The following is a 13,864-nucleotide window of genomic DNA, read 5'->3' as shown; positions in this document are numbered from 1 at the left end:
GCCAGCCATGAGTGACCATCCCAGCAAGGAACTGGCCGCCTTCGCCGCCGGCCTGCAGTTCGAAGATATCCCCGCGCCCGTGCTGCGCCGCACCGAGGACCTCTTCCTCGACTGGTTCGGTTCGGTGCTGGCCGGCAAGGGCTCGCGCGCGGTCGAGTCCATCGCCACTGTCGCGCGCGCCATGGGGCCGAGCGACGGCGCAAGCGAGGTGCTGATCTCGCGCACGCGCTCCAGCCCGCTGTTCGCCGCCATGGTCAACGCCGCGGCCTCGCACGTGGCCGAGCAGGACGACGTGCACAACGGCTCGGTGTTCCACCCCGCGGCCGTGGTGTTCCCGCCCGCGCTGGCCGTGGCCCAGGCCATCGGCGCCTCGGGCCGCGACCTGCTCGTGGCCTCGGTGGCCGGCTACGAGATCGGCATCCGCGTCGGGGAGTTCCTGGGCCGCTCGCACTACCGCATCTTCCACACCACGGCCACGGCCGGCACCGTGGCGGCCGCGGCCGCCGTGGGCCGCCTGCTGGGCCTGGACGCGGGGAAGATGCTGCACGCCTTCGGCTCGGCCGGCACCCAGGCCGCCGGCCTGTGGGAGTTCCTGCGCGACGCGGCCGACAGCAAGCAACTGCACACGGCCAAGGCCGCCAGCGACGGCCTGCTGGCCGCCTACCTGGCGCAGGACGGTTTCACGGGTGCGCAGCGCATCCTCGAAGGCCCGCAGGGCATGGGCGCTGGCATGTCCACCGACGCCGACCCGGCCAAGCTGACCGATGGCCTGGGCACGCGCTGGACGCTGGCCGAGACCTCGTTCAAGTACCACGCCTCGTGCCGCCATACGCACCCCGCGGCCGACGCGCTGCAGCAGGTGGTGCGCGCGCATGGCCTCAAGCCCGCCGACATCGCCCAGGTCACGACCCACGTGCACCAGGGCGCCATCGACGTGCTGGGCCCCGTGACCGACCCGCGCACGGTGCACCAGAGCAAGTTCTCCATGGGCACGGTGCTGGGCCTGATCGGCGCGTTCGACCGCGCGGGCCTGGCCGAGTTCGATGCGCATTTCCGCAGCCCCGAGGTGGTCGCGCTGCGCGACAAAGTCACCATGGTGCTCGACCCCGAGGTCGACGGCGCCTACCCTCGGCGCTGGATCGGCAAGGTCACGGTGCGGACCACCGATGGCCGCACGCTGCACGGCCGCGTGGACGAGCCCAAGGGCGACCCCGGCAACACGCTGAGCCGCGCCGAGATCGAAGCCAAGGCGCTGCAGCTGGCGGCCTATGCGAACGGCGCCACGGCGGACGAAACGCGCGGCGTGGCCGAACGCGTGTGGCGCATGGCCGAGTGGCCGCGCGTCACCGCGCTGCTGTGAACATGGATTTCCAAGACGAAGGAGCACACAAGATGAGCGAGCAAACTTTGATGGCCGGCAAGGTCGTGGTCGTGACGGGCGCGGGCGGCGGCATCGGCCGCGACATCGCGCTGGCGCTGGCCCGATCCGGCGCACGCGTGGTGGTCAACGACATCGGCGCGTCTGTGAGCGGCGAAGGCAACGACGCCGGCCCCGCGCAGAAGGTCGTGGACGAGATCAAGGCGCTGGGCGGCGAGGCCGTGGCCAACACCGACAGCGTGTCCGATGCACGCGGCGGCGCGCGCATCGTGACCTCGGCGCTGGACAGCTTCGGCCGCATCGACGGCGTCGTGAACAACGCCGGCATCCTGCGTGACCGCTTCTTCCACAAGATGAGCGACGAGGAATGGGACGCCGTCATCAAGGTCCACCTGTACGGCAGCTACCACGTGAGCCGCGCGGCCGCCACGCACTTCAAGGAGCAGAACTCCGGCGTGTTCGTGCACATGACCAGCACTTCGGGCCTGATCGGCAACTTCGGCCAGGCCAACTACGCGGCCGCCAAGCTGGGCCTGGCCGCGCTGTCCAAGTCCATCGCGCTGGACATGCAGAAGTTCAACGTGCGCAGCAACTGCATCGCGCCGTTCGCCTGGAGCCGCATGATCGGCTCCATCCCGACCGAGACCGAGGCCGAGAAGGCGCGTGTGGAACGCATCAAGCAGATGACGCCGGCCAAGATCGCCCCGCTGGCCGTGGCGCTGTGCAGCGATGCGTCCAAGGACACCAACGGCCAGATCTTCGCCGTGCGCAACAACGAGATCTTCCTGATCAGCCAGCCGCGTCCGGTGCGCTCGGTGCACCGCTCCGAAGGCTGGACGCCCGAGTCCGTGCTGAGCCACGCGCTGCCGGCCATGAAGGCCAGCTACTTCGACCTGGACCGCTCGGGCGACGTGTTCACCTGGGATCCGGTCTGAGCTTCGATGCCGCGCCGGCCCGGCGTGGCAGCCCATGAAAAGAGGCCGCGGTCACGCACAGTCACCGCGGCCTTGACGCTTGTGGGGCGCTGACTACTTCAGGCTCTCCACTTTCCCGATCGGCTCCAGGTCCACCCCGTTGTAGCGCACCGGCTGCATGGCGGCCACGGCATGCAGGTCCTCGGCGCTGTTGGCGATCGTCACGCCGGGCAGCAGCAGCTCCACCTTGGGGTTCTGGAGGTTGCTCGCGATGCGGCGGATGTTCTCGCGCGTGAGCTTGTCGCCGCACTCGCGCAGCACGTGGGCCATGAGCTGGGCTGCCACGTAGCCCGTCACGCCCGAGCTGTTGAGCGGGTCCACGCCGGGCGCGTAGGTCTTGAGCAGGTCCTTGTAGGCCTTCATCTCGGGGTCGTTGTCCCAGGCCTTGGAGCCGGGGTCCTTGGTGTAGGCCAGCGTGATCGCGCCCTTGGCCTTGTCGGCACCGGCCGGCTCCATGGCCATCTTGACCGAGGCGCCGGCGATGTTCACGTAGCGCTCGGGTGTCCAGCCGATCTCGGCCGCCTTGCGCAGGGCCTGGGCCGTGGTGCGCGCCGTGGACGCCAGCACCAGCACGTCGGCGCCTGAGGCCTTGAGCTGCACGATCTGCGAGTCCACCGTGGGGTCGGTCACCTCGAAGGTGGCCTGCGCCACCAGGCTCGCATTCTTGCCGGCCAGACCTTCCTGCAGGCCCTTCAGGATCTCGCGGCCCAGGTCGTCGTTCTGCATCAGGATCGCGACCTTGGCGCCGGGCTTGTTGGCCGCGATGTGGCTGGCGAACACCTTGCCCTCGCCACGGTAGCTGCCCAGCATGGGCGTGGTCCAGGGGTACTGCTTGGCGTTGTCGAACTGGCTGGCGCCGCTTTGCAGGAACAGCTGCGGCACCTTCTTGGCGTTCATGTAGCGCTGGATCGCCATGTTGCTGGCCGTTCCCAGGCTGCTGAACCAGGCCAGGATCTGCTCCTGCTCGACCAGGCGGCGCGCCACCTCCACGGTCTTGGGCGGCGAGTACTGGTCGTCGACCATGAGCAGCTTGACCTTGCGGCCGTGGATGCCGCCCTGCGCATTGACCCGCGCGAAATAGGCCTCGGCCACCTTGCCGATGATGGAGTAGCCCGACACCGGGCCCGACAGCGGCATCGGGATGCCGAGCAGGATCTCGGTGTCGCTGGCACCGGGGTCGTACTGCTTCTGGGCGAAGGCGAGGGGGGCCAGCAAGCTGCCGGCCAGGGCGGTGGTGGACAGCGCCAGCGTGCGGCGGGTGATGCGCATGGAGTCTCCGGGTTTGGAATGGTTTTGGCGCGCCCTGCGGCGCGGGCGAACGCGGACTATGGCCGGCGGCCGGCCCCGGCACCATGGCCGAAGCGATCACGCGCATTGGCGCAATCGATCCTCAGTCGCCTGCGCGCTCGCCCGCCACCCGGCGCACCAGATCCCAGGCCAGCTGGGCAACCGGCGCCAGCGCGCGGTGCCTGCGCCGCACCAGCACCACGCGGCGTTCCACGCGCGGCAGCAGCGGCCGCGCCACTAGGCCCGGCAACCCGCCCGGCGGCAGCGCAAGCAGGGGCACGACCGAGATGCCCAGCCCGGCGTCCAGCATGCGGAAGATAGTCGTGGGGTGGCCGACCTCCTGCGCCACGGGCGCCTGCACGCCGTGCGCGCGCAGCGCCTCGTCGATGAGCCGGCGGCTGCCTGAGGCATGGTCCAGCAGCACCAGCGGCTCGCCGGCCAGCGCGGTCCAGCGCACGCTGCGGCGCCGTGCCAGCAGGTGATCGGCAGGGCAGACCAGGCAGAAGGGCTCGGTCAGGATGGTCTCGGCCTGCAGGTCGGCGCTCTGCACGGGGTCGATCACCACACCGAAGTCCACCTCGCCCGCGAGCACGCTGGCCAGCGCGTCGTGCTGGATGCGGTCCAGCAGCACCAGCTCCAGGCCGGGGTGTTCGAGGCGACAGCGCGCGATGCAGGCGGGCAGCAGGTTGGCCGACAGCGTGGGGCTGCTGGCCACGCGCACGCGGCCCTGGCGCTGCGTGGCCAGGCCGCGCACGTCCAGCAGCATGGTGTCGAGTTCGTCCAGCACGCGCTCCAGCCGCGCGGCCAGGCTGCGGCCGGCTTCGGTCAGCACCACCTCGCGCGTGGTGCGGTCCAGCAGCTTCAGGCCCAGCTGCTGCTCCAGCTCCGTCACGCAGCGGCTCACGGCCGGCTGGGTCAGGCCGATCTGGTCGCCGGCACGCGTGAAGCTGGCCTGCGCCGCCACGGCCTGGAACACACGCAACTGGCGCAGGCTCACATTCATGCGGCGGAATCATAGATCCATCAGATCAATCCATTTCTCTTTGGCCGCCCGGCGCGGTCCAATCACGGCATTCCCGTTTCCTGTCTTCCTCTCATGGCCCGCTCCCGCCTGCTGCCCGACAACTTCACGCTCTACCTCGTCGCCACGGTCATCCTGGCCAGCCTGCTGCCGGCCTCCGGCCGCCTGGCCCAGGTGCTGGAGGTGGTCACCACCGCGGCCGTGAGCCTGCTGTTCTTCCTGCACGGTGCCAAGCTCTCGCGCCAGGCCATCTTCGCGGGCATCGGCCATTGGCGGCTGCACTTGGTGGTGGTGGCCGCCACCTTCGTGCTGTTCCCGCTGCTGGGCTGGGCACTCAAGCCGCTGCTGCAGCCGCTGGTCACGCCCGAGCTGTACACCGGCATCCTGTTCCTGTGCGCGCTGCCGGCCACGGTGCAGTCGGCCATTGCCTTCGTGTCGATGGCGCGCGGCAACATCCCGGCGGCCGTGTGCAGCGCCTCGGCTTCCACGCTGCTGGGGGTGGCCTTCACGCCGCTCGTGGTCGGCGTGCTGCTGTCGCAGAACGCCGGCATGGGCGACCCGCTGGACGCCATGGGCCGCATCGGCCTGCAGCTGCTCGTGCCCTTCATCGCGGGCCATCTGCTGCGCCCCTGGCTGGCCGGCTTCCTGCAGCGCCGCGCGTCCGTCATGAAGGTGGTGGACCAGGGCTCCATCCTGCTCGTGGTCTATGCGGCCTTCAGCCATGCGGTGATCGATGGCCTGTGGTCGCAGGTGCCGCTCAGCGCACTGGCCGGCCTGCTGGTGTGCTGTGCCGTGCTGCTGGGCCTGGTGCTCGTGACCACGACCTGGACCGCGCGCCGCCTGGGCTTTTCCAAGGAGGACGAGATCACCATCGTCTTCTGCGGCTCCAAGAAGAGCCTGGTCAGCGGCGTGCCCATGGCCAAGGTGCTGTTCGCGGCCAACGTGGCCGGCGCCATCGTGCTGCCGCTCATGCTGTTCCACCAGATGCAGCTGATGGTCTGCGCGGTGCTGGCACAGCGCTATGCGAAGCGCGTGCAGGCGCCGGTCGAGGTGCCGGCAGGCGTGGCGGCTGGCCCGCAACGCTGAGCGCGTAGCCGGCTGGCTGCTAGGATCATCAACATGACCCGTACCGTTGGCCAGCGTGACCGCTCCGAGCTGATCCTCGATCCGGCGGAGGCACTGCGGCGTGGCCGCAGTCTCGATGCGATGTTGGGCAGTCTGCGCGTCCCGCGCCCACCCGGCGTCACGCGCGCCACGCACCGCGCCATGAACGCCGCCGACGACGCGCGCCAACTGGCCACGGCGCGCCTGCTGAACGCCCGACGCTGAGCGAACCATGGACGCCGATGGCCTGCTCGATCTGCTGCGCCGCTTGCAGGCCGAGGGGGTGCAGTACATCCTCGTCGGCGGGCAGGCCGTGCGGCTGAACGGCTTCGTCCGGGCGACCGAAGACATCGACCTGCTGCTGCCTTCCTCCATCGACAACGGCCACCGTGTGATCCGTGCCTTGTCCTTCCTGCCGTCCAGCCAGGAGCTGGACCCCCAGTGGTTCGAGGTGCCGCCGGACGAGCCCGAGAACATCCGGGTGGCCGACACCTTGCTGATCGACCTGCTGTTCGCAGCGAACGGCCAGACCTACGAAAGCCTGCAGCCCCACGTGCGCACCGTGACGGTGGACGGCGTGGACATCCGCACGCTGGACATCGAAGGCCTGCTCAAGACCAAGACCGACTACCGCGACAAGGACCGCATCGACCGGGACGTGCTGCAGCGCCTCAAGTCCCAGCTGTAGGCACGCGGGCTACAGCAGCCGGTCCGCGAAGCTGAAATTCGCCAGGTGCCGCACCAGCTCCGCCGCCAGCCGCGGCAGCGGCTGGCCGGCACGGTTGACGATTTTGGTTTCGCGCTGGGCCCAGGCGTCGGTGAGCGGCACCAGGGCCAGCTTCATGGTGCGCGCGTGGCGCGCGGCCGAGGAGCGCGGCAGGATGCCGATGCCCACGCCGGCCTCCACCAGCAGGCAGATCGACTCGAAGCTGGACACCTGGATGCGGAACTCCAGGTTGCGGCCGATGCTTCGGGCCAGCGGCGGCAGGAAGTTGGCCAGCGCGCTGCCCTCGGCCAGCGAGATGTGCGGCTCGTCCAGCGTCTGCACGAAGTCGATCTGCGCCAAGGTGGCCATGGCATGCCGGGCCGGCACCACGACCACGAGTTCGTCGGCCACGAAGTCGCGCACCTCCAGGCCCTGGGTGTCCACGTTGCCGGCCACCAGGCCGATGTCGGCATGGGCCTCGTGGATCGCGATCACGATCTCGTGGCTGAGCCGCTCGCGCAGGTCGATGCTGACGTCCTTGTGCTGGGCCAGGAAGCTGGCCAGCGCGGAGGGCAGGGCGCTCGTGATCGAGGTGGTGTTGGCCAGCACGCGCACGTGTCCTTTGGCACCCTGGGCATAGTCGCGCAGGTCGATCTTCAAGTGGTCCACCTGCTGCAGCACCTTGCGCGCGTGGTGCAGCAGGGCCTCGCCCGCCGGGTTCAGTTCCACGCCCTGGGGCTTGCGGTAGAACAGCTTGGCGCCGATGTTGTCTTCCAGCTGCTTGATGCGTGTGCTGGCCGCCGCCAGCGAGATGCAGGCGCGCTCGGCCCCGCGCCGCAGGTTGGATTCCTCGGCGACGTAGACGAACAGGCGAAGGTCGAACAGGTCGAAGTGCATGGCGTGGGGCCGCGAGCGTACCGCAAGCCGCTGAACACCCCCTTTGCCAAAAACTGATGGCTGCGGCAGCGGCACGGTGCCATCCTCGCCGCTCGGGCACAGACCCACCACACAACCATCAGGAGACCCCCATGCTGCCGACCCTTCACCGTTCCGTCCGCCGAGGCGTGCTGGCCAGCCTGCTCGGCCTGCTGTGTGCCGCCGCACCCGCCTGGGCCCAGCAGCCCGTGCGCCTGGTCGTGGGCTATGCGGCCGGCGGCCCGGTGGACACGGCGGCGCGCCAGTTCGCCCAGGTGTTCGGCCGCGAGCTGGGCCGCACGGTGATCGTGGAGAACCGGCCCGGCGTGGCCGGCGCGCTGGGCGGCGAGGCCGTGGCGCGCTCGGCACCGGACGGCAGCACGCTGTACTTCGGCGCCAGCCCCACGCTCACGATCACGCCGCACGTGATCAAGAGCATGCCCTTCGACACGGTGAAGGATCTGACGCCGCTGGCCCCCGTGCTGAGCTACGCCAACGCGTTGGTCATCAACAAGGACCTGCCGATCAAGACCCTCAAGGAGCTGATCGCCTACGCCAAGGCCAACCCGGGCAAGGTGTCCTACGGCTCGGCCGGCATGGGTGCGTCCAACCACCTGTCGGGCGAGCTGTTCGCCAAGCAGAGCGGCATCACGCTCACGCACGTGCCCTACAAGGGCAACGCGCCGGCCATGGCCGACGTGATCGGCGGCCAGCTGACCATGATGTTCGACATCGTGAGCACGGCGCGCAACTACATCCAGACCCAGCGCGTGCGCCCGCTGGTCGTGACCTCGCGCGAGCGCAACGCCTCGCTGCCCGACGTGCCGACCATGCGCGAGGCCGGCCTGCCCGGCTACGAGGTGATCGGCTGGTACGGCGTCTACGGACCGGCCCAGATGAAGACCGAGCAGGTGGCCCTGGTCAACACCGCCGTCAACCGCACGCTGGCCGACGAAGGCCTGCGCAAGCTCTGGGCCGAGCAGGGCTACGACATGTGGAGCGGCGCGCCCGCCGTGCTGGCCGAGCAGCAGCGCAAGGATCTGGAGATGTGGCGCGGCGTCACCCAGGGCATGAAGTTCGAGTGAGGGCCGCGATGTCCAAGCACGTCGTCTCCTGGATCGCCGCGCTGGCGCTCGCCGCACCCGCCTTCGCGCAGGACGCCTGGCCGACCAAGCCCGTCACCATCATCGTGCCGGCCGCGCCGGGCGGCACCACCGACATCGTCACGCGGCTACTGGCCGACGGCCTCGCGCGGGCCTGGGGCCAGAGCGTGGTGGTCGACAACAAGGCCGGCGCCGCGGGCATCATCGGCACACAGCAGCTGGTGCGCTCGGCGCCCGACGGCCACACGCTGATCATGGGCAACATCGGCCCCAACGCGATCAATTACAGCCTGTACAAGAAGCTGCCGTACAAGGCGAGCGACTTCGCGCCTGTGACGCTGGCCGTCTCGGTGCCCAACGTGCTCGTGGTCCACGCTGGGTCGGGCATTACGAGCGCCAAGGAGCTGGTCGCCAAGCTCAAGGCAGAGCCCGCCAAGCATGCCTTCGGCTCCTCGGGCAAGGGCCAGTCGCCGCACCTGTCGGGCGAGATGTTCCTGCAGCGCACCGGCACGCGTGCAGAGCACGTGGCCTACAAGGGCGCCGGTCCGGCCGTGGCCGCGCTGCTGGCCAACCAGTATCTGTTCATGGTGGACAACCTGCCGAGCTCGATCGCGCAGATCCAGGGCGGCAAGTTCCGCGCCCTGGCGGTGACCGGCGCCACACGCAGCCCGCAGCTGCCCGAAGTGCCCACCATGGCCGAAGCCGGCGTGCCCGACATGGTGGTCACGGCCTGGTTCGGCCTCATGGCCCCGGCCGGCACGCCGCCGGCCATCGTGAACAAGATCCAGCAGAGCGCCCGCCAGGTGCTGGTGGCACCCGAGAACGCCGAGCGCCTGCGCGCCCTGGGCGCCGAACCCGGGGGCAACACACCTGCGGAGTTCGGCCGCTTCATCGACGCCGAGCGCCAGCGCTGGAACAAGACCGTCGAGGCCGCCGGTCTCTCGATGGACGAATGAGTTTCAACCGACCCTTGATGGACCCGACATGATCCGCGACCCCGAAATCACCCAGGCCTTCCTCGACAGCGTGCGCAGCTTCGTCAACGAGCGCCTGATCCCGGCCGAGAACACCGTGGCCGAGACCGACCAGATCCCCGAGGACATCGTCCAGGAGATGAAGGCCATGGGCCTGTTCGGCCTGACCGTGCCCGAGGAGTACGGCGGCCTGGGCGTCACCATGGAGGAAGAGTCGCTGATCATGTTCGAGATGGGCCGCACCTCCCCGGCCTTCCGCTCGCTGTTCGGCACCACCGTGGGCATCGGCTCGCAGGGCATCCTGATCGACGGCACGCAGGCGCAGAAGGACTACTGGCTGCCCAAGCTGGCCAGCGGCGAGCTGACCGCCAGCTTCGCGCTGACCGAGCCCGAGGCCGGTTCCGACGCGGCCTCGCTGCGCACCACGGCGCGTCGGGAGGGCGACCACTACCTCGTCAACGGCAGCAAGCGCTTCATCACCAACGCGCCCACGGCCGGCATCTTCACGCTGATGGCGCGCACCGACCCGAACAACAAGGGCGCGGGCGGCGTCTCCTCCTTCATCGTCGACGCCAAGTCGCCCGGCATCACGGTCGGCAAGCCCGACAAGAAGATGGGCCAGCGCGGCGCGCACACGGCCGACGTGACCTTCGACAACGTGCGCGTGCCGGCCGAGAACATCATCGGCGGCAAGGAAGGCCAGGGCTTCAAGACCGCGATGAAGGTGCTGGAGAAAGGCCGCATCCACATCGCCGCGATCTGCGTGGGCGCGGCCGAGCGCATGCTGGACGACGCACTGCGCTACGCCATGGAGCGCCGCCAGTTCGGCCAGCCCATCGCCGAGTTCCAGCTCGTGCAGGCCATGCTGGCCGACAGCAAGATGGAGGCCTATGCCGCGCGCTGCATGGTCATCGACGCCGCGCGCCGGCGCGACAACGGCGAGAACGTCTCCACAGAAGCCTCGTGCTGCAAGCTGTTCGCGTCCGAGATCTGCGGCAAGGTGGCCGACCGCGCGGTGCAGATCTTCGGTGGCTCGGGCTACGTGGCCGACCACGGCATCGAGCGCTTCTACCGCGACGTGCGCCTGTTCCGCCTGTACGAGGGAACGAGCCAGATCCAGCAGCTGGTGATCGCGCGGAACATGATCAAAGCCGCGAGCTGATCCCAGCCGCCGGACCACAACAACAGCGGAGACAAGAGATGAACCATGCGCTGCGCGCGCTGTTCGGCGAGCGGCTGCGCCTGCCGCTGATCGCCGCCCCGATGTTCCGCGTGTCGGGGCTGGACCTGACCTTGGCCGCCTGCCGCGCCGGCGTGGTCGGCTCCTTCCCCACGGTCAACTGCCGCGGCATCGCCGAGCTCGACCACTGGCTCACGCGCCTTTCGGAGGAACTGGGCCCGCAGGACGCGCCGTTCTGCCCTAACCTCATCATGCGGCGCGAGAACCTGCGCGAGGAGCTGGCCTGCCTGCTGCGCCACCGCGTGGAACTGGTCATCACGAGCGTGGGCGCACCCGACCCCGTGGTGGCGCCGCTGCACGACATCGGCTGCAAGGTGTTCGCGGACGTGGCCTCGGTGCGCCATGCCGGGAAGGCCATCGCGGCAGGCGTGGACGGCCTGGTGCTGCTGACGGCAGGCGCGGGCGGGCAGACCGGCTGGGCCAACGGCCTGGCCTTCGTGCGCGCCGTGCGTGCCTTCTACGACGGGCCCATCGTGCTGGCCGGCGGCGTGTCCGACGGCGCGGCGCTGCTGGCCGCGCAGGTGGCGGGCTGCGACCTGGGCTACATGGGCACCAAGTTCATCGCCACCGACGAGAGCATGGCCGAGGACGGCCACAAGCAGATGCTGGTGGACAGCCGGCTCGACGACGTGCTGCTCTCGCGCGCCTTCACGGGGCTGGAGACCAACACGCTGATCCCGTCCATCGTCGCCGCTGGGCTGGACCCCAAGGCGCTGCCGACCGACATGACGGCCGAGCGCGCGAACGCGCTGTACGGCAGCGGCGGCGAGAGCAGCATCCGGCGCTGGCGCGACATCTGGAGCGCGGGTCACAGCGTCTCGGGCGTGGACCGGCGCGGCAGCGTCGCCGCACTCGTGGAACAGACGGCCACTGAGTACCGGGCGGCTGCGCAGGCCGCCCTGGCCTGGCTGCCGGCGGTTGCGGGGGTGACGCGATGAACGCGGCCCACCAGCACCCCACCTACTGCGGCCTCGTGCTGCGCGCGCTCGCGCGCTTTCCGGAGCGCGTGGCCTTCCAGACCGCCGAGCGCCCCGTGCGCTATGCCGAGGCCGCGGACTTCATCGGCCGCGCCCAGGCCGTGCTGCAGACCGCCGGCCTGCAACGCGGCCAGCGCGTGGCCCTGCTCAGCGCCAACCGCTGGGACAGCTGGTGCGCGGGCGTCGCGGCCCAGGCCCTGGGCGCGGTCGTCACCTCGCTGCACCCGCTCGGCGCGCTCGACGCCCACCTCTACCAGCTGGCCGATGCCGAAGCCAGCCTGCTCATCGTCGACGCCCATGGCTTCGGCGCGCGCGGCGGCGAACTGGCCGCGCGCTGCCCCGGTCTGCAGGTGCTCACGCTGGGGCCGGCCGACTATGGCCGGGACCTGCTGCGTCTGGCCGAAGCGCACGGCACGGCCCGTGCGCTGGACCTCTCGCAGGCCAGCGGCATCGCCACGCTGAACTACACGGGCGGCACCACGGGCCAGCCCAAGGGTGTGGTCAAGACCTCGGCCGCCAATGCGCTGATGTCGCTGACCGTGATGGCCGAGTTCGAGCTGCCGCGCCGGCCGAGCTTTTTGGCCGTGGCGCCGATCAGCCACGTGACCGGCACCAACGTGCTGCCCGTGCTCTGCAAGGGCGGCACCGTGCACCTGCTGGACCGCTTCGACCCCGAGCGGCTGCTCGCCACCATCGCGCGCGAACGCATCAACTTCGCGCTCATGGTGCCCACCATGGTCTACGTGCTGCTGGACCATCCGGGCCTGGGCAAGCACGACCTCTCGTCGCTGGAGCTCGTGCTGTACGGCGCCTCGCCCATGTCGCCCGCGCGCCTGGGCGAGGCGCTGGAGCGCATCGGCCCCGTGTTCTCGCAGCTGTACGGGCAGTCCGAGTGCTACCCGATTGCCGCACTGCCCAAGGCCGACCACGACCCCGCGCGCCCGCACCTGCTGGCCGCTTGCGGCTTCGCGAGTGCGGCCTGCGAGGTCGCGCTGCTCGACGACCAGCTGCAGCCCGTGCCGCAAGGCGAGGCCGGCGAGATCTGCGTGCGCGGCGGCATGGTCATGGCCGAGTACTGGCGCCAGCCCGAGCGCACGGCCGAAGCCCTGGCCGGCGGCTGGCTGCACACGGGCGACGTGGCGCGCCGCGACGAAGAGGGGCGCCTGTACATCGTGGACCGCAAGAAGGACATGGTGGTCTCGGGCGGCTTCAACGTCTACCCGCGCGAGGTGGAGGACGTGCTGAGCAGCCACCCGGCCGTGGCCCAGGCCGCCGTGATCGGCGTGCCTGACGCCAAGTGGGGCGAGGCGGTCAAGGCCGTGGTCGTGCTGCGGCCGGGCCAGCAGGTCGAGGCCGAGACGCTGATGGCGCTGGTGCGCGAACGCAAGGGTGCGCTGCATGCGCCCAAGCAGCTCGTGTTCGCCGAAGCGCTGCCGCAGACGGCGCTGGGCAAGATCGACAAGAAGGCGCTGCGCGCGCAGGAATGGGCCGGCAGCGGCCGCAACGTGGCCTGAGCCACGCACGACCACAACCGGAGACGACATGGCAAAACCTTCTTTCGCGCGTCGCACGCTGTGCGCCGCGCTGGCATGCGGCTGGGCATTCGCCAGCGCACAGACCGCCGACCCCGCTCCCGATTTCCCCAGCAAGCCCGTGCGCATCATCGTGAACTCGGGCCCCGGCGTGTCCACCGACATCCTCGCGCGCCAGATCGGCGCGCGCCTGGCCGAGCAGTGGAAGCAGCCCGTGGTCGTGGAGAACAAGCCCGGTGCCAGCGGCACGCTGGGCGCGGACTTCGTGGCCAAGAGCCCGGCCGACGGCCACACCCTGCTGATCGGCGTGACCAACCTCGTGCAGACGCAGTTCCTGATGCGGTCGCTGCCCTACCACTTCTCGCGCGACCTGCAGCCTGTGGCGCTGCTCGCGCGCGGCCCCAATGCGCTCGTGGTGGCCGCGAACGCGCCCGTCAACACGCTTTCCGAATACATCGCACTCGTGAAGTCGCAGCCCGGCAAACATGCGTATGGCACGTAGAACGTGCTGACGCCCTATTCGGGGTCGCGTTGGGGCGCAATCGGGATGAGTTCGAAGCGTGGGCGCGCCGCATGGGCTCATGCCCATGCAAGCGATCGCGCGAAGAAATCGCCCGATTTCGCCCCAACCCTTCGGGCAAGCGTCTTTGCGG

At 70.1% G+C, this 13,864-nt stretch carries 14 protein-coding genes; 11 read left to right on the top strand and 3 right to left on the bottom strand.

Going from position 1 to position 13,864, the window contains the following annotated elements; translation table 11 throughout:
- Positions 1-7 precede the first annotated feature (7 nt).
- Together IE209_RS12565 and IE209_RS12560 are read left to right on the top strand one after the other, a co-directional pair.
- Positions 8-1,360 carry an MmgE/PrpD family protein gene (locus IE209_RS12565; RefSeq protein WP_189687293.1) on the top strand — a complete coding sequence of 451 codons (1,353 nt, stop codon included), beginning with the start codon at positions 8-10 and terminating at the stop codon, positions 1,358-1,360.
- 32 nt (positions 1,361-1,392) lie between these two features.
- Positions 1,393-2,313, top strand: a complete 921-nt coding sequence (locus tag IE209_RS12560) for an SDR family NAD(P)-dependent oxidoreductase (protein WP_189687292.1) — start codon at positions 1,393-1,395, stop codon at positions 2,311-2,313.
- Between the two features lie 93 nt (positions 2,314-2,406).
- On the opposite strand, the gene IE209_RS12555 is transcribed toward IE209_RS12560, so the two are convergent.
- Both IE209_RS12555 and IE209_RS12550 read right to left on the bottom strand, forming a co-directional pair.
- Positions 2,407-3,621, bottom strand: coding sequence for an ABC transporter substrate-binding protein (locus tag IE209_RS12555; protein ID WP_189687291.1), 1,215 nt, complete (start codon positions 3,619-3,621; stop codon positions 2,407-2,409).
- Positions 3,622-3,742: 121 nt separating this feature from the next.
- Positions 3,743-4,642, bottom strand: coding sequence for a LysR family transcriptional regulator (locus IE209_RS12550; RefSeq protein WP_189687290.1), 900 nt, complete (start codon positions 4,640-4,642; stop codon positions 3,743-3,745).
- Positions 4,643-4,735: 93 nt separating this feature from the next.
- Here IE209_RS12550 and IE209_RS12545 point away from each other — a divergent pair, with 93 nt between their 5' ends.
- From IE209_RS12545 to IE209_RS12535, 3 genes are read left to right on the top strand one after another with little or no spacing between them, the layout of a single operon-like run.
- The gene (locus IE209_RS12545; RefSeq protein WP_189687289.1) at positions 4,736-5,746 is read left to right on the top strand and encodes a bile acid:sodium symporter family protein; all 1,011 of its coding nucleotides are present in this window, start codon (positions 4,736-4,738) and stop codon (positions 5,744-5,746) included.
- 33 nt (positions 5,747-5,779) lie between these two features.
- Positions 5,780-5,989: a hypothetical protein gene (locus tag IE209_RS12540; protein ID WP_189687288.1), complete on the top strand. Its 210-nt coding sequence runs from the start codon at positions 5,780-5,782 to the stop codon at positions 5,987-5,989.
- Between the two features lie 7 nt (positions 5,990-5,996).
- Complete coding sequence (locus tag IE209_RS12535; RefSeq protein WP_189687287.1) at positions 5,997-6,452, top strand: hypothetical protein; 456 nt, start codon at positions 5,997-5,999, stop codon at positions 6,450-6,452.
- Between the two features lie 9 nt (positions 6,453-6,461).
- On the opposite strand, the gene IE209_RS12530 is transcribed toward IE209_RS12535, so the two are convergent.
- On the bottom strand, positions 6,462-7,367 hold the full coding sequence (locus IE209_RS12530) for a LysR family transcriptional regulator (protein WP_189687286.1): 906 nt from the start codon (positions 7,365-7,367) through the stop codon (positions 6,462-6,464).
- A 131-nt stretch (positions 7,368-7,498) separates the two neighbouring features.
- Between IE209_RS12530 and IE209_RS12525 the strand changes: the two genes are divergently transcribed.
- The 6 genes from IE209_RS12525 to IE209_RS12500 are packed head-to-tail and all read left to right on the top strand — an operon-like array spanning position 7,499 to position 13,713.
- On the top strand, positions 7,499-8,470 hold the full coding sequence (locus tag IE209_RS12525; RefSeq protein WP_189687285.1) for a Bug family tripartite tricarboxylate transporter substrate binding protein: 972 nt from the start codon (positions 7,499-7,501) through the stop codon (positions 8,468-8,470).
- A gap of 8 nt (positions 8,471-8,478) precedes the next feature.
- A complete protein-coding gene (locus IE209_RS12520; RefSeq protein ID WP_189687284.1) occupies positions 8,479-9,444 on the top strand; it encodes a Bug family tripartite tricarboxylate transporter substrate binding protein in 966 nt (321 codons plus the stop codon).
- Positions 9,445-9,472: 28 nt separating this feature from the next.
- Positions 9,473-10,624 (top strand): acyl-CoA dehydrogenase family protein, encoded by a 1,152-nt coding sequence (locus tag IE209_RS12515; protein ID WP_189687283.1) that lies wholly within the window; start codon positions 9,473-9,475, stop codon positions 10,622-10,624.
- A gap of 38 nt (positions 10,625-10,662) precedes the next feature.
- Positions 10,663-11,640, top strand: coding sequence for an NAD(P)H-dependent flavin oxidoreductase (locus IE209_RS12510; RefSeq protein ID WP_189687282.1), 978 nt, complete (start codon positions 10,663-10,665; stop codon positions 11,638-11,640).
- Positions 11,637-13,193: an AMP-binding protein gene (locus IE209_RS12505; protein WP_189687281.1), complete on the top strand. Its 1,557-nt coding sequence runs from the start codon at positions 11,637-11,639 to the stop codon at positions 13,191-13,193. The genes IE209_RS12510 and IE209_RS12505 overlap by 4 nt, the downstream gene beginning before the upstream one ends.
- A 28-nt stretch (positions 13,194-13,221) precedes the next feature.
- Entirely contained in the window at positions 13,222-13,713 is a 492-nt protein-coding gene (locus IE209_RS12500) for a Bug family tripartite tricarboxylate transporter substrate binding protein (protein ID WP_189687280.1), read from the top strand.
- Positions 13,714-13,864: the final 151 nt, after the last annotated feature.

It is taken from the genome of Pseudorhodoferax aquiterrae, assembly GCF_014652235.1.
Taxonomy (GTDB): domain Bacteria; phylum Pseudomonadota; class Gammaproteobacteria; order Burkholderiales; family Burkholderiaceae_C; genus Pseudorhodoferax; species Pseudorhodoferax aquiterrae.
This window is presented reverse-complemented; position numbering and strand designations above follow the sequence as displayed.